Annotated in this window: 16 protein-coding genes and 3 pseudogenes; 12 read left to right on the forward strand and 7 right to left on the reverse strand. The window is 68.4% G+C overall.

Features of this window, described 5'->3' with window-relative positions:
* A pseudogene (locus tag ACH4RC_RS40850) lies at nucleotides 1–318 on the reverse strand (hypothetical protein); the annotation flags it as partial.
* A gap of 140 nt (nucleotides 319–458) precedes the next feature.
* Nucleotides 459–1,437 (reverse strand): annotated as a pseudogene (locus ACH4RC_RS40855) (SDR family oxidoreductase).
* A 196-nt stretch (nucleotides 1,438–1,633) separates the two neighbouring features.
* On the opposite strand from ACH4RC_RS40855, the gene ACH4RC_RS40860 reads away from it, so the two are divergent.
* Together ACH4RC_RS40860 and ACH4RC_RS40865 are read left to right on the forward strand one after the other, a co-directional pair.
* The gene (locus ACH4RC_RS40860) at nucleotides 1,634–1,756 is read left to right on the forward strand and encodes a hypothetical protein (protein WP_398209850.1); all 123 of its coding nucleotides are present in this window, start codon (nucleotides 1,634–1,636) and stop codon (nucleotides 1,754–1,756) included.
* Nucleotides 1,757–2,307: 551 nt separating this feature from the next.
* A complete protein-coding gene (locus ACH4RC_RS40865) occupies nucleotides 2,308–2,586 on the forward strand; it encodes a hypothetical protein (protein ID WP_398209888.1) in 279 nt (92 codons plus the stop codon).
* On the opposite strand, the pseudogene ACH4RC_RS40870 reads toward ACH4RC_RS40865, so the two are convergent.
* From ACH4RC_RS40870 to ACH4RC_RS40885, 4 genes and pseudogenes are all read right to left on the reverse strand, one after another.
* Nucleotides 2,583–2,726 (reverse strand): annotated as a pseudogene (locus ACH4RC_RS40870) (hypothetical protein); the annotation flags it as partial. The gene ACH4RC_RS40865 and the pseudogene ACH4RC_RS40870 overlap by 4 nt on opposite strands.
* Before the next feature lie 102 nt (nucleotides 2,727–2,828).
* On the reverse strand, nucleotides 2,829–3,737 hold the full coding sequence (locus ACH4RC_RS40875) for an NAD-dependent epimerase/dehydratase family protein (protein WP_398209852.1): 909 nt from the start codon (nucleotides 3,735–3,737) through the stop codon (nucleotides 2,829–2,831).
* 579 nt (nucleotides 3,738–4,316) lie between these two features.
* A complete protein-coding gene (locus ACH4RC_RS40880; RefSeq protein ID WP_398209853.1) occupies nucleotides 4,317–4,583 on the reverse strand; it encodes a transposase in 267 nt (88 codons plus the stop codon).
* A gap of 651 nt (nucleotides 4,584–5,234) precedes the next feature.
* Nucleotides 5,235–5,807, reverse strand: a complete 573-nt coding sequence (locus ACH4RC_RS40885) for a TetR/AcrR family transcriptional regulator (RefSeq protein WP_398209854.1) — start codon at nucleotides 5,805–5,807, stop codon at nucleotides 5,235–5,237.
* A gap of 65 nt (nucleotides 5,808–5,872) precedes the next feature.
* Between ACH4RC_RS40885 and ACH4RC_RS40890 the strand changes: the two genes are divergently transcribed.
* The 3 genes from ACH4RC_RS40890 to ACH4RC_RS40900 all read left to right on the forward strand — a co-directional run bounded on the left by ACH4RC_RS40890 (nucleotide 5,873) and on the right by ACH4RC_RS40900 (nucleotide 8,033).
* Complete coding sequence (locus ACH4RC_RS40890) at nucleotides 5,873–6,844, forward strand: SDR family NAD(P)-dependent oxidoreductase (RefSeq protein ID WP_398209856.1); 972 nt, start codon at nucleotides 5,873–5,875, stop codon at nucleotides 6,842–6,844.
* Between the two features lie 410 nt (nucleotides 6,845–7,254).
* Entirely contained in the window at nucleotides 7,255–7,503 is a 249-nt protein-coding gene (locus tag ACH4RC_RS40895) for a helix-turn-helix transcriptional regulator (protein WP_398209858.1), read from the forward strand.
* Entirely contained in the window at nucleotides 7,500–8,033 is a 534-nt protein-coding gene (locus ACH4RC_RS40900) for a hypothetical protein (RefSeq protein WP_398209859.1), read from the forward strand. The genes ACH4RC_RS40895 and ACH4RC_RS40900 overlap by 4 nt, the downstream gene beginning before the upstream one ends.
* Nucleotides 8,034–8,430: 397 nt before the next feature.
* Here the strand turns inward: ACH4RC_RS40900 and ACH4RC_RS40905 are convergent, their stop codons facing one another.
* Nucleotides 8,431–9,216 (reverse strand): EamA family transporter, encoded by a 786-nt coding sequence (locus ACH4RC_RS40905; protein ID WP_398209860.1) that lies wholly within the window; start codon nucleotides 9,214–9,216, stop codon nucleotides 8,431–8,433.
* Nucleotides 9,217–9,787: 571 nt separating this feature from the next.
* Here ACH4RC_RS40905 and ACH4RC_RS40910 point away from each other — a divergent pair.
* The 7 genes from ACH4RC_RS40910 (at nucleotide 9,788) to ACH4RC_RS40940 (ending at nucleotide 18,498) form a co-directional block, all read left to right on the forward strand.
* Nucleotides 9,788–11,644, forward strand: coding sequence for an APC family permease (locus ACH4RC_RS40910; protein ID WP_398209861.1), 1,857 nt, complete (start codon nucleotides 9,788–9,790; stop codon nucleotides 11,642–11,644).
* 736 nt (nucleotides 11,645–12,380) lie between these two features.
* Entirely contained in the window at nucleotides 12,381–13,385 is a 1,005-nt protein-coding gene (locus tag ACH4RC_RS40915; RefSeq protein ID WP_398209863.1) for an SAM-dependent methyltransferase, read from the forward strand.
* Nucleotides 13,386–13,454: 69 nt separating this feature from the next.
* Nucleotides 13,455–13,943 (forward strand): VOC family protein, encoded by a 489-nt coding sequence (locus ACH4RC_RS40920; protein ID WP_398209865.1) that lies wholly within the window; start codon nucleotides 13,455–13,457, stop codon nucleotides 13,941–13,943.
* Nucleotides 13,940–14,899, forward strand: coding sequence for a hypothetical protein (locus tag ACH4RC_RS40925; RefSeq protein ID WP_398209867.1), 960 nt, complete (start codon nucleotides 13,940–13,942; stop codon nucleotides 14,897–14,899). The genes ACH4RC_RS40920 and ACH4RC_RS40925 overlap by 4 nt, the downstream gene beginning before the upstream one ends.
* Nucleotides 14,896–15,798: an LLM class flavin-dependent oxidoreductase gene (locus tag ACH4RC_RS40930; protein ID WP_398209869.1), complete on the forward strand. Its 903-nt coding sequence runs from the start codon at nucleotides 14,896–14,898 to the stop codon at nucleotides 15,796–15,798. The genes ACH4RC_RS40925 and ACH4RC_RS40930 overlap by 4 nt, the downstream gene beginning before the upstream one ends.
* Nucleotides 15,795–16,661, forward strand: a complete 867-nt coding sequence (locus ACH4RC_RS40935; RefSeq protein WP_398209871.1) for a PhzF family phenazine biosynthesis protein — start codon at nucleotides 15,795–15,797, stop codon at nucleotides 16,659–16,661. Before ACH4RC_RS40930 ends, ACH4RC_RS40935 begins: the two co-directional genes overlap by 4 nt.
* A 13-nt stretch (nucleotides 16,662–16,674) precedes the next feature.
* Nucleotides 16,675–18,498 carry a gamma-glutamyltransferase family protein gene (locus ACH4RC_RS40940; protein WP_398209873.1) on the forward strand — a complete coding sequence of 608 codons (1,824 nt, stop codon included), beginning with the start codon at nucleotides 16,675–16,677 and terminating at the stop codon, nucleotides 18,496–18,498.
* The last annotated feature ends 241 nt before the right edge of the window (nucleotides 18,499–18,739 follow it).

Genomic DNA, 18,739 nt, shown 5'->3' on the forward strand with positions numbered 1-18,739 from the left:
GGCCGCGTCCTGGGCGGCGTAACCAATCACCTGCCCGCCGCCGTGGAACCAGAGGAGGACCGGCAGTGGTCCGGGCGCGTTCTGGGGGCGCAGCAAAAGGAGCGGGACGTCGGGGCCTTCGGCACGCGGCGCGCGGATCTCGTGGGCGGTGACGGTGGGCTCGTCGGGGAGAGTGGCGGCGATGGACTCGGCCATGGCGCGGACGCCGGCTCGCGTCCCTTCCAGGTCGCTGAGGTTGAACACCCCCGTCTCCCCCATCGGCACGGCCTTCAGGGCCTCGGCGAGTTCGGGGTCCATCCGCGCGGATAGCTCTTTCATGTTCATGTCCTTCTCTCCGTGTCGGCTGCAGTGTGGCGCGGGGCGCGCGGCAGCCGGTCTTCGTGGGCGTGAGGGGTCGTGTGGACCGGTTCCGCCACGCCGTCGGGATGCGGCGCGGTGGAACCGGTGGGATGGGGGGCTCAGTGCGTGGCGGTCGCCGGGGCGTCGAAGTAGTGCCCTTGGGCGAGGTCGTCGATGAGCCGTACTGGACGGACTTCCAGTCGAGGAAGTCCTGGGTCATTGCGTGGTCGAGGACGGGTTGTCGGCCTGGGCGAGGGCGCCGAGGAAGCCGAAGTGGGCGTCGGCCCGCGTCGACGGGAGGCTGACCACGGGCAGGTCCAGCCCGCGGCCGATGGCCTTGGCGATCTGCCGGAAGGGGATCCACTCGTCGTCGACGGCGTGCAGCCGTGACCCCGCCGACGCGGATTCCAGCGCCAGCCGGTACAGGCGTGCCGCGTCAAGCGTGCACGGCGGGCCAGCGGTTGGCCCCGTCGCCGACGTAGGCGGCGACGCCCTTCGAGCGGGCGATGGAGATCAAGGCCGGGATGAAGCCATTGCGGTCGAGCGTGCTATGCACGGTCGAAGTGAGACGGACGACGGACGACGGACGACGGACGACGGACGACGGACGACGGACGACGGACGACGGACGACGGACGACGGACGAGCGGATGCCGCGCTCCGCGAGTGCGACGACCGCGTTCTCGGCGTCGATCGCGGGGCTGCGTCGAGCGCGTCGACTTCGGTGAGGGTGCCCTCGATGCCCGCCAAGGCGACGGTTCCCGTCGTGCCCACCAGAGCCCTGCCGGTACCGGCCAGGGTGTCCCCGAGCGCCTCGATGACGCGCAGATCCGCCGCTGCCGCGCCCTCGAAGTCGCCGTCGAACATGGCGTCGTGCTTGAAGGCCAGGTGGATGACACCGTCGGCCGCGGCGGCGGCCGCGGTGAGGCCGGCGAGATCATCCAGGTCGTCTGGGTGCACCTGGGCACCGGCAGCCGTCAACGCGGCGGCGGACTTGTCCGAGCGGGCCAGACCGAAGACCTGGTGTCCCGCTTCGAGCAGTTCGGGGACGACGGCGGAGCCGACGTGTCCGGACGCTCCGGTGACAAAAACGCGCATGGTGCGCCCTCCTGCTGAAGGCTCCCCCCGCCGGGGGCGGAGGTCGTGATGTCAGGGATGACATCACCGTAACACCGATGACAGCAACTGACATCACCTTGACGGCAGTGGCTGACGTCATTCTGGTGTCAGGCTTTGTCATCGGCGGGGAGGACCGGAGCATGAGAAACGATGGGAACCCGCCGCACAAGGCCACTTGGAGAAGGCGGCGCTGAAGCTCTACAACCACACGGACTTCGACGCCACCACCGTCGCCGAGATCGCTGAGGTCTCACTGCTTGCCAGCCAGGAGCCTTACGTTGCGCAGGCGGACCTTTGATGCCTGTGACCCTGCGGGCTATCTCTGCAACTGCGGCGTCTGCCCGTGAAGTCTCCCTTCTCATGACATCCGATCAGAGGCCGCGCTCGAAGCCAGACGGTCGGGAGCTGCGGTTATGAGGGGTGGGCCGGGCTCTCGCAGTCGCCTTCGCCGTCGCGGTCCTGGCCGCGGGCGGCGTCCTCTACGGTCTGGTGTACGGCCTGGTGGCCCCGCTGACTTCCGGGGAACCGACCGCAGCGCGAAGCTCGACGCGAATACCCTCTTCGACCTGGTGAAACTTCTTCGGAGCCGCCGCCGGAGCTGGGCGCTCGTCGCCTACCGCCGCCAGCGCGTCGACGGGTCCGGCGCCCGCCGCCAAGCCGCCCGCCAGCACCGTACCGGTTGAGCTTCGGCGCGCCGAGACCGGACTCGGCGCAGCGTCCACTGCACCAGCACCACCACGGTGGCCGCCGGGCCGTCCAGTGCGATGCCGCCCACGGCGTACGCGAAGCTGTCGCCATCGAGCGAGGACAGCGAGCGGGCCGTGCGGAAAGCGCGGGTCACTCACGGGCTTGACGGTCTTCTTCGCCGCCGGGCGGCAGAACGACGTCGCCGGGCGTGCGGCCGGACGCTCGGGCACGGCCGGGGCCTTTACCGGCACGGCCGTCTTTGCCTCCGGCCGGGGGGCGGCCGGGCCGGTGAACGTCTGCGGCACCTGCGGCTGCCGCGCGGCCACCGGGGCCAGGGCGGAGGGAGCTCCGTGGGCGGGGTACTTCGCCACCCACCCGTTCAGCAGCCGCTGGCAGGTCTCCAGACGCGGTGACTTCGGCTCGGAGCAGCCGTTCTCGTAGTTCTTGACCGTCTGCACGGTGGACTTCAGAGCCTGCGCGAGGCGGGCCTGGATGATGCCGGCGGCCTCGCGAAGTCGGGCGGGCTCCGCCGGGGGTGGGAGCTGCGGCTCCTCCTTGCCATCGCACCTCGACTGACGCACGTTCGTGTCATCGAAGGTTGATCGCGCTGTTCAAAGCCCTGAGAGCGATCACCCGACCGTGCCCTTTCGCCGCGCCACCACACCACCGACGCGCCGACCGCCTCACGGCAAGGGCATTTCCTGCTCGATCCAGTTCGTGATCGATGGGCGCGAGGGGCGCCAGCCGAGGCCGTACGCCCGGGTGGCACGTACGCGGCTGTTGGCGCCGAGGGCGTACCGGGAGAAACCCTCCCCCCACGTGGCCGCAGCGGAACCCAGGTCCCACGGCTCCACCGGCCCCAGACCCAGCCGACGGGCGATCGCCGCACCGATGTCGGCGAACGAGGCGTCCTCACCGCCCTCCACGAAGTAGAAGCCCGTGGCCGCGGGGTCGGTGAGCGCTAGGTGATACAGGTCCGCCATGTCATCGAGGTGCACCGTCGACCAGCGGTTCAGGCCGCGTCCGACGATGCGGACGGTCTTGCTGGCCTGGGCCTGTGTGACCAGCGGCGGGATCAGCACGGTCTGCGGGCGCGGTCCCTTGCCGTTGCCGTAGATCAGTGAGTTGCACAGCACCACCGAACGCACCCCCGCCGCACCGGTATCGACGACGAAGCGGTCGATGGCATACCGAGCTCGCCGGATCTCGTGGTCCCCCGGGCTGAAAGGCTTCGCGTCGTCGAAGACCACCTCCGATTCGAACTGGCCCTGGGCGTCATCACCGATGACGCTGGTCCCGCTGGTGTGGATCAACACCTTGCCCGAGCCCCGCAGAGCGTCAGCAAAGGCGGCCACAGCGCCGCGGTGGTCGCTGTGCGCGGTATTGATGACCGCGTCGGCGCGGTCGGCCTCTCGCTTGAGCAGCGCCGCGTCGTCGAGGTCCCCGACGACCGGTGTGATGCCGGCGGCGGCGAGAGCATCGACCACGCCGGGCGTGCGGGTCAAGCCGCGCACCGTGTGCCCCTCGCGGATCAGACGGCGGGCTACAGCTCCGCCGATATAGCCGCTGGCACCTGTGAGAAAGACGTCCATGATGACTCCTGACGATGTTGTTGGGGTGGTGAAGGTGTCAGCTGCGGAAGCGGTCTGCAGCGCGCAGGGCTTCATCCAGCGGCAGCCGCTGCTGTTGGTCGCCGAACTCGCAGACGCGAGTGATGCGCCCCTTGTGAACCGTCACCTGGAGGCAACGCGAAATGCGCACCGGGGTGCCATTTGCCAGTTCACCAGAAGCGGTGGCGGCCAGAGCGTGAACCGACTGGCGATGTGGCGCACAGTGGCCAAGCGGGCGGACGACTCGGTGTCTTGCTCATCGGCCCGGCTCGCTGCGGCTGCGGCTGCGGCTGCGGCTGCGGCTATGTCACTGCTGGCCATCGGTTGCCCTCTCGTACCTACCCCTGCAGTTCGGGGCGCTTGAGAACCAGCGTCCGCGCAGCCGTGCCGATTCACGAAGACACCTTGCTGCTTTGGCAAAAATCATCGACCGGGTGTCTAAGGTGGCGCGGTGGCACCTGTTACTGGGGCGAACATTGGGCCCCTGATTTGCCCATAGCCGCCGGTCTTTGCACACAGGATCGGAGGAAGCAGGTCACGTCTCCTGTGCTGGTGTAGCGATCAGTCGGTCGTCGTGGTGGTGGTGTTGGTGGTGGTCTTGGGTAGTGCGGAAGCGCCGTCGGGGCGCTCGCGGTAGAGCTTGGCCATGCCGCCCTCGGGCATGCAGCGACGAGGGAAGACAGTCCATTCGTCGTGCAATTGCAAGAGCACGGCGGTGAACAGCCGCAGTAGTGCGTCGTCGTTGGGGAAGTCCTGGACGATGCCGGTGTGGCGCTTGATCTCCCGGTTGATCAGTTTCAACGGATTCGCGGACTGGCCTCCGAGCATGTTGGCGAAGGTGTCGACCTGGGCCCTCACGGCGCTCTGGCCGGGCTGAGCGAAGCTCGTGCGGATCGTTGCAGCGGTCAGCGCCGCCCAGTCGTCCTGCGGTCGAAGAAGTCTTGCCGGGCGGCCGGGGCGCGGGGCGTCGGGCAGCGCCGCGATCCCGCCGTTCGCGAAGCGGTGGGACCGGCGCGGACGGTGACCCGACGGCGCTCCAGCAGGTCGGCGACCCAGCCGTACGTTGTTGCAGCAGTAGCCGTCGGCGCAGATACCCGGATGGAAGGGGGCGGGTCAGGTAGCACAGGCCGTCCTTGCCCGTGTGGCCCGTTGCGGCCAGCGCCGTCAATGGATCGTTCACCACAGTCAGTTTGCTGTTGGTTCTCAGTGCTTCGGCCTGGTCGTTGAAGTCGTACATCTTGGTCAGCTTGAACTGGCCGGGCTCGGCGATCGTGGCGATGGGGGTGGCCGCGTAGGCCATGTCGCTGCTGGTCAGGAGCGCGTACATGCAGCTGGGCGAAAGCCCGCGCCGGTCGGCGGTGCCTGCACCGCGCTGTGATTGGTGCGCCGAACGGTCACAGCGCGAGGCAGACAGGCAGGCAGCGCTGTGCGCGAGGGCCGGAGGTGCCGGCTCTGGGCACAAGCGGCACGCCGCGTGTGTCAGTGCACGAGGAGGTCGATGGCGACCTTCAGGCGCTCGATGTAGGACTCCCGCGTTGCGGCCTGGTGCTTGAGGCCGATCGATGCGCTGATCATCGTCTGTGCGACGGGGGCAGCCGTCTCCTGTCCCGACTCGACGGCGATCGCACCCGTGATCAATTCCTCGAAACGTCGTGAAGCGCTCTGTGCGATCTCTCCGAGGAGGTGGGGGTTGTCCGCAATTACCGCCGTCACATCGCGTGCCAGCGGGCCGACGTAGCGGCCCGCCCATTGGTCGAAGGCTTCGAGGAGGCGCTGCGGAAGAGGACGGTCGGCATCGGCCAGGACGTCTTCGACCACTGCGATGTCGCGTTCCAAGGCCTGGGTCGTGGCGGCACGGAACAGCGACTCCTTCGAGGAGAAGAGGAAGTAGAGCCCGGGGCGGGAGATGTGTGCCCCCCGTGCCACTTCCTCCATCGAGGTCTTCCGGTAGCCGAATCGAGCGAACGTCGCGAGAGCGGAGTCCAATACCGCGGTCCGGCGGTCGGTATGGGTGTTCGGTGACGACGGGGGGCCGGCCTCGGAGCTGCTCATAGTGGCGAGCATAGGAGCGGAAGCCCAGCTATACAAGTTCCGCCTAATCTGTATAGCTTCCTCGTATGACGGCCAACGCACCTCTCTCCACGTCCTTCACCGCCTCCAGCACCGCGGACGAGGTGGCGCAAAGCGTCGACCTCACCGGCATCCGCGCGATCGTGACGGGAGCTTCCTCCGGGATCGGGGTCGAGACGGCCCGCGCTTTGACCGCAGCCGGTGCGCAGGTGACGCTCGCCGTGCGGAACACGGCTGCGGGGGACGCCGTCGCAGGTTCGATCGAGAGCTCGACCGGAGGGATCCGCCCCCGCGTCGTCCGGCTGGACCTCGCCGACAGAACCACCGTCACGTCGTTCGTCGACGCGTGGAGCGGCCCGCTTCACCTGCTCATCAACAACGCGGGCGTGGTCACCGGTGGCCTCGAACGCACCCGCGAGGGCTGGGAGTTGCAGTTCGCGACAAACCATCTGGGGCACCTCGCACTCGCCATCGGCCTGCACCGTGCCCTGGCCCGCGGAGCGTCCGACCGCGACGGGGCACGGATCGTCTCGGTCAGTTCGACGGCGCACATGCGTTCCGGCATCGACTTCGACGACCTCCACTTCGAACGGCGCAGCTACCACCCGCAGACCGCCTACGCCCAGTCGAAGACGGCGAACTCCCTCTTCGCCGTTGAAGCGAGCCGTCTGTGGGCGTGCGACGGCATCGTCGCCAACGCGGTGAACCCTGGCGGCGTCGCGACAGGTCTGCAACGCAACTTCACCGCTCAGCAGAAGCAGTCACTCGACGCAGCCGAGGCCGCCGGCGTCTTCACGTACAAAACGGTCCAGCAGGGAGCCGCCACCACCATGGTCGCGGCCGTCGCCCCGCAGTTCGCCCAGTCCGGGGGCCACTACCTGGATGACTCGCAGGAGGCCTACACCGTGCCGAACGACGCCGACCTCGCGCAACACCCGCACGGCGTCAAGGAATGGGCGCTCGATCCCGCTGCAGCCGAGCGCCTTTGGAAGGTCTCGGCCGACCTGCTTGGCACCTGACCTCCCGGCGCCCGCAGTGCGCCCGCTTTCCTCCACGGCACTCTCACTCACCGCGCAAACCTCACCTCGCCCCGCGTGGTGACCATCAACCGGGCTTCACAGCCGCCTTTCCCGACGGCAGACATCCGGGGCCTTATGCAGCACAGACAGTGTGGTGAAAGCACTACCGCTTCCTCGCGCGCCGAGCACGGCGTCGACGGCTGGGTGTCGGCCGGGGCGGTTGCCACGACAGCGTGGCGGTCGTCGCAGGAGGGGCCCGACAGGCCGTTGGAGGGTGTTGGCATGCAGCGGCAGCAGCGCCGGCGCTGTTGACCCTCGACACCGTTCTCGCTCCCCACAGGGTGCGCATGGATCGCACGCGACTCTCATGCCTGTTGCAGTCATGACTTGCGATGTAGTACTTCTTATACATGAGCGAGCAGGTTCACAACAGGCTGGCCGTGGTGCGGGCCGAGCGGAAGATCTCGCGCCAGCGCCTGGCCGAGGCGGTGGGGGCGCATTACCAGACCATCGGCTACATCGAGCGCGGACAGTACAACCCGAGCCTGGACCTGGCTTTGAAGATCGCGGTGTTCTTCGAGCTGCCGGTGGAGGCGCTGTTCTCGCTGGAGCCGTTCCGGCCGCTCACCGACGAGTTCTACGGGAGGAAAGCGCCATGACCACCACCCCGCTGACCCGCTACGACCGCGGCATGCTGCAGCTCATGAACGACCGACGGGCCCGGCCGCTGTACGCCACGGCCACCCGACGGCGTCTGGTCGTCGCCGCGCACGTGCTTTTGACCGCGTCCATCGGCGGGCTCCTGGCCTACTTCTCCCTCGCGAAGGACCGTCAGATATGGGCGGTGGTCTCCGTGGCCGCCCTGACGCTGCCGTGGATGGTCGCCACCGGGGTCATCAACGCCGCCACCCGCGGCCTGCTCGAACTGCGCACCCGCGCCTTGGACGAGCGTCAACTGGCCGACCGCGCACGGGTCCAGGCCGGCGCCCACCGGATGATGACGCTGCTGCTGGCCGCGGGCGCCGCCGCCCTGCTGATCACCGATGCGGCCGACGGACACACCCCTACGGCGTACGCGGCCCCGGTCCTCATCGGCGCGCTCGTGGTGCACTGGCTGATGCCACTGTGGATGGCCGGCCTCAGCGCCCAGGACGAGCCCGACGAAGACGGCCTCACAGCCGGGAGGTGAGGGCGTCCGCGGTGCACCGCCGTTACAGGGCCAGGGCGGCGCGCGGGCCGGAACGAGGTGGGCCAGGCCTCACGCGCGACGCCGCTGTGCGTGGCAGGTGTGAAGCATCCGTGTAACTGCTGCTGCCAGTCAGCACTACCCCGTGTTGCGGTCCAGGTGTCGGCGACAGCGGAGCGGCGGACGTTGCGGCGTTGGACGGCACAGGGTGCCGACTGGGGTGGCAACCACTGCCGGCTGGGTTCTGCAGCACCGCCTGAGCACGCCGCCCGGTCATGCTGCCGTACCTGCGAATCTCGTTGCCAGGCGGGGCGAGTGACGCTTGTGGCCGGTGCCAGGCCAGCGCGACCTGCGGCGTGTGCGATTCGTAGGGTGGTGGGCTACCGCTGGCCGGGTCCTCTCATTCCTGGCGGCGCACTGCTCTCGGATGCGGTGCTGCGACAGTCACGGCGTTGACGAAGACGATGACCAACATGGCTGTCCAGGCTCCGAGGTCAAGGTGCTGGTGTAGCACGAGGGAGCCAGTCAAGGCCGCGAACACCGGGTTGACGCTTATGAAGACGCCGAACAAGTGGGTTGGCACGCACCGGAGAGCATAAGCGTCGGCGAGGAACGGCACGGCCGAAGACAGCAGACCCGCTGCCAGCGCGCAGGCGAGGACCGTTGTGGTGGGCGGATTCCGCCACAGTTGCAGAAAGCCGAAGGGCAGGTAGACGGCAGCGGAGATGAGTGCGGCCGCGGCCGGGCCTTCGAGACCGGGCAGGCGTCGGCCGACTTCGCGGTTGAGCAGGATGTAGCAGGCCCAGCATGCGGCGGCCAGCAGTGCCAGACCGATGCCGGGGTAGTCCGTCGACGCGGAGGGCCGGGTGAGCACGACGACGGCGCTTGCGGCTGCCAGCGCGCACAGCGCGTCGATCCTGCGGCGGGAAGCGGCCAGGGCCACGGCGAGTGGACCGCAGAATTCCAGGGTGACGGCCAGCCCGAGCCCGATGCGATCGATGGCCTCGTAGAGCGACAGGTTCATCATGGCGAAGACCAGCGCCAGTGCGGTAACCGGCCGCCATTGCGCCGGGGTGAACGACCGCAGGCGTGGCCGGCCTGCCACCCAAAGCACACCGGCGGCCACGTACTGACGGACTGCGACCACCCCGGCCGGGCCGATCACCGGGAACGCCAGTGCCGCCATGGATGCCCCAGCTTGGTTGGACAGACCGCTGCAGAGTATGAGTGCCACTCCGGCAGGTCGGTTGCCGCTCAGGGACGGCGCTGCAAGGGCTGTGCCGGTGGAGGTTCGGGCGGTGCCCTGGGACATTTCCATGCCCACACGGTGACCGTTTCCATGCGCGTTCGCAAAATGCGTTTGTTCAGCTGTCGATATGTCAAACATATGGGCAGGCGCCGAGGCGGGTTGCAGCCGGGACAGCTCGCGGAGCGCGCGCCATCGAGGTCACGTTTCTTCCCTCCTCACACGAACTCACACGAACTCACTTATGGGACGGCTGTGCCGACCCGTCATTCAACCTGTCCACGACGAGGGCCGGCAGTCGGCGACGATATGCGGTCGGCTCACTCCAGTCGCGTTCGTCGGGTGAACGCGTCATCGTTTGTGTGGGCGGTCTCTCGTGCCATGCGCTGTTTGCGGTGGCGAGTGAGAGCACGCTTCCGAAGCCGGCCGACTGTTGCAGATCTGGCTTGCCGGATAGCAATTGGCCTTCGTTGGTGGGCCTCGCCTGGAAAAGATCAAGGGAGAAGTGGTCATGATCGCGGACGAGTCGCCCGGCGAGTACGGCGCTGCTGACGTACACCTTCGTCGCACCATCGGGCTCACCGGACTCATCGGGCTCGCCACGAGCGTTCAAATCGGATCCGGCTGGCTTTTGACCTGCCTGATATCCGTCACTCACGCAGGCCCCGCGGCGGTGCTGTCCTGGCTCGTCGGTGCCGCCTTCTTCACCGTGATCGGCGTCGCGTGGATGGAGCTGGGCACCGCTGTCCCACGCGCGGGCGGCGGCGTGCGGTATCCGCGTATGAGCCACGGCGCCTTCGTAAGCTGGATCAACGCCTGGGGGGCGGTGGTCGCGATCATCGCCGTACCGGTGGTCGAGACAATGGCGATCCTTACTTATGCGGGAGGGAAGTGGCCCGGCCTGGGCGTGCTGCACCAGTCCGGGGAAATCAAGGTGCTGGCATGGCCGCAGGGAATTCTCTCCGGATGCGCCATCATGCTGGTGTTCCTCGGCCTCAACCTGTTCGGCTCCAAGTTGCTCAGCGAGAGCAATAAATGGGTCACCGTTTGGAAGCTTCTCATTCCGACGGTTACGTTCGCCATGATGTTCACCGCGTTCAAGGCCGAGAATTTCACCCATTTCGGCGGGTTCACCCCCATGGGCGTGGGCGGAATATTCGGGGCGATATCCGGCGGGGGCATCATCTTCGCTTACTGCGGAGTCCGGCAGATCATCGATTTCAGCGGCGAGGCGATCAACCCCAAGCGAAATATTCCGATTGCCCTGCTGGTCGGCGGAATCCTCATTCCCGCGGTGCTGTACACCTGTCTGCAGGTGGGTTTCATCGGTGCGCTGGACTGGCGAAGCGCAGGTGTGGGGCCCGGCGACTGGAGCGGGCTGCTGAACAGCAACTGGCAGGCGTCCCCGCTCATCGATGCGGTTACCGCCGCCGGCTTCGCGTGGTTCTCCTACGTGTTGATCAGCGATGCGGCCCTTTCACCGGCCGCGACCGGCTGGGTCATGCTGGGGCTCGCGGGCCGCACCACGTACGCCATGTCCATCAACGGGGAAGTCCCGGCGGGCTTTCAGCGCATCAACCGGTGGGGCGTGCCATGGGTGGCTCTGGTGACGTGCACCGTGGTGGGTTTTCTCCTTTTCCTGCCCCTGCCGAGCTGGTACGTCTTCATCGGCATGGTCGGCACTGCGATCACCCTCAGCTATCTTTTCGCCGGGCCGTGCGTGGCGGTGTTCCGGCGTGTGGCGCCCGATCTGCCGCGCGCCATCAACATACCTTTTCTGCGGTTCTGGCTCCTCACCGGCTTTCTGTGCTCCACGCTGCTGATCTACTTCGCCGGCTGGAACACCCTGGTCAATGTGACGACTATTCTCTTTGCCGGACTTCCGGTGTACGCGGCACGCAGCAGCGTCAGGAACGGCTGGTCCTCCCGGAACGTCAGCGGCGCCTTCGCTTTGGCGTGGGCCGTGGCGTGGGTGGTGGTGGCCGTGTCGGCCGGATGGATGTTCCAGGTCGGCACCGACGGTGAACACTGGCCGATCGGCCTGTACGCCGGCGCGTTCGTCGGACTGATCGTGCTGTTCCTCCTCGTGCTGTGGGCGATCTCCGACCATGAGGGAAGGCGTCAGATCAAAGCTGGTCTGTGGGTGTTCCCTGTGCTGGTGCCGCTCCCCTTCATCGCGTATTTCGGGGATGAGGGACCGCGCCCGACATTGCAGTACGGAAGTGACGTGCTTCTTGTCGCGGCCCTGTCGGCCGCCTGCTACACATTGGCCGTCCGCTCGGGATACCGCACCGACGAGCTCGACCAGGTCGTGCGCCAGCAGATCGACATGGAACGCCATGAGAAGCACACGGCCAGCGCTGGCTAAATCTATACCCAAAGATGCACCTTGCGTAACAACGTGGTGGCGGTCGGTGTCTGCTCGCGAAGGCGTGGGTATGCCTTGCGCATGAACAAAGGGACGGTGGACCAAAGAGTTCCTCCTGGCCTTCGGAAGTTCAGCGCACCCTTGCCGCAGAGCGGTATCGCACCCCCGCAGACTGACGGATCCGCAGACCACCGACTGGTGCCCAGACCCCAGTTGACTGTGGTGGGCCGACTCCGGACGACGGTTCTCATCCCCACTGCACGGCGGCAGCCTCGCCGACGCCCTGCGGACCGGGAGGGACCGCACGCACGTGACCGCGAAGAAGCGGGGCGAACCAACGGGCCCGCAGCCGGTCCGCAGCGGAGACCCGCCCCCGTGCCACGTCTGCGGGCCGCCCGCCTGTTCGTCAGCAGCCTTCCGATGCATGAGCGTGTGACGCCGTGATGCGCTCCTGAACGTTTGACCGCGGTTCAATCAACGGACTCGGTTCTCTATTTCTCCACCCCATGGCCCATGCCGATCGGGCCCCACCCTCCCCTGCTCGAAAACTCCGGTGCAAGCGGCGCACAGACTTCTGCTGCACACCTTGCGCAGTGCACCCATGCGCCAAGACGGAGAAACGGGGCAGCAGTCCGAGACGAGACGACGGATACCGCTCGGCCATCGACGTCTTCGCGTCAACCGACCCGCGACCGTGCCTTGGGGTGGACAGGACACGACACAGATGAGGGGTTCCATGAAGACGCAGCCCGATGACTCCACGCTCTCCATGGCGCACATCTTCAACTCCGCCGTGGCGGCCTCGGCCATCGGCGCCGCATGGGAGATAGGTGCGCTGGATGAACTATCCGAACGTGGCGTCTTGAACGTCCACCAGTTCGTCACGCACAAACAGCTCGACACGCCTGCGGCGCTCGCTCTGTTCCGGGCACTGGCCGCCGTCGACGTGGTGAAACGCGAAGGAACCCGCATCGTCCCAGGCGTCAACTTCACCGAAGCATGTCGGACCAGGTCCTTCTTCCACTGGCTCTGCCAGGGCAGCGCGGACCTGTTCCGCCGTATGCCCGAGGTGGTGTACGCCCACAACCGTGAAGGCGACTTCCACCGGCGCGACAGCGCCGCGATCGCCTTCGCCTGCCGCGAGATCAGCACCTTCTCCTACGACCCCTGGTTCTGGCAGGCCGTCGGCGGACTCGACTTCGACGTCACCTCGGTGGCCGATCTGGGCTGCGGCAGCGGTGAGCGGGTCCTGCAACTGCTGCGGCACTTTCCCGCCGCCCACGCCGTGGGCATCGACATCGCCCGCCCCGCCCTGGACGTGGCGGCCGGCGCGGCGGCCGCGGCAGGGCTGGCCGACCGGGTCACCCTCTTCCAGGCCGACGTGCTGGCACTGGTTCCCCACGAGGCGTTCGACCGGGTGGAACTGCTCACCTCTTTCATGATGGGCCATGACTTCTGGCCCCGGGCCAACTGCGTAGCCGTACTCCAGCGGCTGCGCGAACTGTTCCCGGGCGCCCGCCGCTTCCTGCTGGGCGATGCGACGCGCACGCCGGACACCGCCGACCGTGACCTGCCCGTCTTCACGCTCGGCTTCGAGGTGGCCCACGACCTGATGGGCACGTTCATTCCGACGATCGCCGACTGGGAATCGGTCTTCGAGGAGGGCGGCTGGCGTCTGCATCGCAAGCACACCATCGACCTCGCGGTCGGCGAAGTGATCTTCGAACTCGTGCGCCTGTGACCGCACCTGCGCCTGTGACCGCGCCCGCACCCCTCACTCGCACTCGCACCGGATCATCGTAGGAGTTGCATGAGCACCAAGTCCGTCCCCACGGACCGTTCGCCCGCACGTCTGCACCACATCGGTGTCCAGACGACCGACCTGGACAACTGCGCCTCGTGGTACGAGGACTTCTTCGGCTGCCGCCGTACATGGTCGACGAACGTGTTCTCCCCGCTCACCCTCCACCGTCTGCCGGGGATCACCCGCATGCTGGAGATGGCTCTTGGAGACACACGCTTCCACCTGTTCGAACGCGTTGCGGCCGGCACCGGTCCGCCGGAATCGAACCCGGCACAGTTCCAGCACGTGTGCATGGCCGTGGCCGACAGTGCCCGCCTGCGCGCACAGCGCACGGTGTGGTGCGAGTTGTACGCATCGGGCCGCTACGCCTTCAGCCTGCCCGACCCGCCCTCGGACATCGTGATCGACGACGACGGCGTGGAGAGTTTCTACTGCCTCGACGTCAACGGCCTGGAGTTCGAGTTCGCCCATCTACCGGTCGGCGGCAATCGATGAGCCGCGCCGTCGAGACCATCGCCCTGGCCCTGCCCCACACCGGCGGCTGGGACTTCAGCGACTACCCCTACGGGCTCGAACCCCTCACCCTGCCGCAGCCGGGCGAGCCCTACGCCGCCCGGGGCAGCGTCGAGCAGAGCGACACCCAGGAGATCTGCCGCCGCCTGCAAGCAGCGGCCCACGCCGGCTTCGAGATCCCCGAACCTCCCGTGGGCCACACCATGGAGCGGCTGTTCTGGTTTCGCTGGATCACCGGCCACCAGGTCTCCTTCATCATCTGGCGGCTGCTCGCCGACGCCCTCGCCCGGCTCCCTTCGGCAAGCGGGAGCGAGCGTGCGGCGCTCTCCACCGCCATCACCGAATTCGTACGCGGATACTGCGGGATGCTGCTGTACACCGGCTCCAGCGACCGCGCCGTCTACAACGGCGTCATTCGGCCGAGCATGTACCGGCTGCACTCCACCTTCAGCGGCACCTGGGCGCTGGACTACCCGCCGGTGCGCAGTCTCTTCCGCGGCCGCAAGACGCCTGCCGTGGTGGAGTCCGAGGTCGAGGCGCTGACACGGGAGGTACGGCTGAGCAACCAGATCCACTTCGGCGTGGCCTCCAAGCTGGTCACCGGCGGCCGCTCCCTGCTCCAGCGCTCCATCACCGAGCGCGACACCGCCCAGCCGCGCATGTGGGGAGAGGTCTTCGACTGCTACTTCCTCACCCAGCGCGGGGTGGTGTCCGCCCCCGAGATGTCGGCCCAACTGCTGCGCAGGCAAAAGGCCCTGGCCATCGACCTGAGGTCGAACGGGCTGTACCCGGTGCCTGCGGACGGCGAGATCCCCCGAGAACTGCGCCGGCCCGAGGTGACCGCGTGCGAGGAGGACCTGGCCGCGTCCCTGTTCCGCATCGCCCGCCTGGCCGTTGGTCTGCCGGCCACCGACCGCCCGCGAACGGTAGCCCGGTGAGCCGGTTCCGTCACGGTGTGGTCCTGCTGCCCGAACATCGCTGGAGCAGAGCCCGTGAGTTGTGGGCACGAGCCGAAGCCCTCGGCTTCGACCACGCCTGGACCTATGACCACCTCATGTGGCGGATGCTGCACGACGGGCCCTGGTACGGCACGGTTCCGACGCTCAGCGCGGCGGCCACCGCCACCTCCCGGATCCAGCTGGGCACCCTGGTCACCAGCCCGAGCTTCCGGCACCCGGTGGCGTTCGCCAAGGATCTGATCGCCCTCGACGACATCAGCGGAGGGCGCCTGGTCTGCGGCCTCGGCGCCGGGGCGGGCGGATACGACGAGACCGTGCTCGGCGGCAGCCCGCTGCCGCCGAGCGTGCGCGCCGACCGTTTCGAGGAGTTCGTCGACCTGACCGACCGGCTGCTGCGCCAACCGGTCACCGACTACGCCGGCCGGTATTTCACCGCTGTCGACGCGCACACGGTTCCCGGCTGCGTACAACGCCCGCGGGTGCCGTTCGCCGTGGCCGCCACCGGCCCCCGCGGCATGCGGCTGGCCGCACGCCACGCCGCGATCTGGGTCACCGCCGGAACGCCTGGGTGGGGTGATCCGGTCCCCTTCGACCGGGCGATGCCACAGCTGGCCGCACAGGTGCGAGCGGTGGAGGCGGCGTGCGCGGACATCGGGCGCGACCCCGCCACCGTGCGCCGCCTGGTGGTGACCGGTGCGATGATCCGCGGCGTCTCCGACTCCGTCAGCGCGTACGAGGACGCCTGCGGGCAGTTCGCCGCTGCGGGCTTCACCGACGTGGTCGTCCACTGGCCGCGCAGTGGTGCCCCCTACCAGGGTCGCCTCGAAGTCCTCGCGGAGATCGCACGGGCCGTGATCCGCTCTGGAGGCACCCCATGATCCACTACGAGCTGGTGTCCATGTTCACTGCAACCCCTTACGCAGGCAGCCCACTGGCTGTCGTCCCGCACGCCACCACACTGTCCGAGCAGGACATGCTGGCGGCGGCCACCGCGATCGGCGCAGACGAGAGCGTATTCGTCCTGCCGGCCAGTGCACCGGAGGCCACCTATCGAGTCCGGGTGTTCACTCCCCTCGGCGAGTCCGCCGGCGGCGGGCATTCATGCGTGGGCACTGCCGCGACTCTCGTCCGGATCGGGCTCGTCCCACCGGGACGGCTGGTCCAGGAATGCGGTACAGCCCGGCACATCCTCGACGCGCAAGCCGACCGGGCCACATTCACCGCGAGCGGCCACCCGGCCGACCATCCGCTGGCCGCCGGGGCTCTGCTGGCCGCCGTCGGCCTGACGAGAAAGGATCAGGCCGGAGAGCCGCACGCCACCGGCTTCGGCACCCCCTTCGCCTTCCTCCCCGTACGCCCGGAAGCACTTGCCACGGCCCGGCCCGACTTCCCGCGCATGACGGACGACGGGCTGCCTGCACTGTGTCTGCTGCACTGGTCCCCCACCGCCCGCACCGCGCGGACCCGGCTCTTCGCTCCGGGGTTCGGTATTGCGGAGGACCCCGCCTGCGCTCCCGTGGCCGGGGCTCTCGGCCTGTGGCTGGCGCACACCGGACTGCTCCCCGCCCGAGACGGTACACACCCCTACACCCTCCTTCAGGGCATCGAGGCGGGACGGCCCGCACGGCTCGAGTGCGCTCTGACGGTGCACAACGGCCGGCCCGAACAGTGCGCCGTCACCGGACGCGTCGCACCCACTGCCCGCGGCACCCTGGCCGACACGGCGCAGCCCACCACATGAGCAACCGCCAGCCATGGCGGCCATCGTCGAAAGGACTCCAGTGCTGCTGCTCCGCCCCGAACTGCACGGCACCCTCGGCGCCGTTTCCTCGACCCATTGGCTCGCATCGGCATCAGGCATGGCCATGTTCGACCGCGGCGGCAACGCGTTCGACGCGGCCGCGGCGGCAGCGTTCGTCATCCAAGTCGTGGAACCGCATCTCAACGGCCCGGCCGGGGACGCCCCGATCATGGTGCACGACGGGGCGACCGGTCGCGTACAGGTCATCTGCGGCCAAGGCCCCATGCCCGCAGCGGCCACCATCGAGGCGTTCCGCGCGCGCGGGCTGAGGGACGTCCCCGGCTCCGGTCTGCTGGCGGCAGTCGTCCCGGGCGCCTTCGGAGCGTGGATGCGGCTGGTACGCGACCACGGATGCCTGCGCGTGGCGGACGTGCTCGAACCAGCCATCGCATACGCCGAGGACGGCTTCCCGCTGCTGCCGAAAGCAGCCGAGATGATCAACGCGATGGCCTCCCTGTTCCGCGACGAGTGGACGCAGTCCGCGGCCACCTACCTGGACCACGGCAAGGCTCCGCAGGCCGGCTCACGCATGCGCAACCCCGCCCTCGCGCGCACCTTCCGGCGCATCGTCGCGGAGGCCGGCGCGGCCGGAGCGGACCGCACGGCTCAGGCCGACGCGGCGCTCACCGCGTTCTACGAAGGCTTCGTCGCCGAGGCCATCGACACGTACCTGGCCACCTCCACGGCGATCGACTCCACCGGCCGGCACAATCACGCTCTCCTCACCGGCGATGACCTGGCCGGCTGGCGGGCGACCGTGGAGGCACCCGCGGTCCTCGACTACCGCGGCCACCGCGTGCACAAGCCCGGACCCTGGTCACAGGGGCCGGCGTTCCTGCAGCAACTGGCCCTGCTGGAAGGCTTCGACCTCACCGCCATGGGCTTCGGCAGTGCCGATCATCTGCACACCGTGACCGAAGCGGCCAAGCTCGCCTTCGCCGACCGCGAAGCCTGGTACGGCGACCCTGAGCACGCTGACATTCCCCTGAGCGCCCTGCTCGACTCCTCCTATACGGCCGACCGGCGCGCTCTCATCGGGGCGCAGGCGTCCGGCACGCTGCGGCCGGGCTCACCCGAGGGCCGTGCACCCGTCATCCCCCCGGTTCTGGACCACTCGGCACAGGAGGGGCACGGCTGGATCACCCAACTGGCCAACGGCATCCCCACCGTTCTGCAGCAAACCAACGCCAAAGGCGACACCACCTGTGTCAGCGCCTGCGACCGGGACGGGAACATGGTCGTCTCCACGCCCAGCGGCGGCTGGCTCAAGAGCTCTCCGGTGATTCCCGGACTCGGCTTCCCGCTCGGCACACGCGGTCAGATGGCCTGGCTGGTCGAAGGTCACCCCAACGCTCTCGCCCCCGGGAAACGTCCCCGTACCACGCTCAGCCCTTCCCTCGTTCTGCGGGACGGCCGCCCCTACCTCGCCTTCGGCACGCCCGGCGGAGACCAACAGGACCAGTGGACACTGCAGTTCCTCATCAACCACATCGACTTCCACATGAGCCCGCAGCAGGCCACCGAAGCGGCCGCCTTCCACACCGACCACGTCCCCACCTCCTTCACTCCCCGACAGGCCTCCCCGCGTGCGCTGATAGCTGAGAGCGACAGCTTCGACCCCGCAGTCCTGGCCGAGCTGACCAGCCGGGGCCACGACATCCGGCTCGTCCCGCAACGCTCCCTGGGCCGGGTCTGCGCGACGGGCATCGACGCGGACGGTTCGGTACTGGCCGCGGCGAGCCCACGGGGCGGCACCGCCTACGCAGTGGTCCGCTGACGCCGCGCGCTCGGACGGCTCCGATCCCGTCTCCTTCACCGTCGCTGTCCTGTAGCACCCATCGGATGGCCTGGCGGCGGTCAGGTGCGCTGCAACCTGCGCGGCCGGCGTCGCGGGCAGGACCTGCGTGAGCGCGGAACGGCCGTCACGAAGCTGTACGGCCAGGTGCTTGAGGCGCACCGAAGCGCCGGCCCTTCATATCTGCACCCCGCCTTGAGAGAGCGCCGCTGCCCGCTGCTTC

Origin of the sequence: Streptomyces sp. NPDC016845 (genome assembly GCF_044332585.1) — a bacterium.
In the GTDB taxonomy this organism is placed as follows: domain Bacteria; phylum Actinomycetota; class Actinomycetes; order Streptomycetales; family Streptomycetaceae; genus Streptomyces.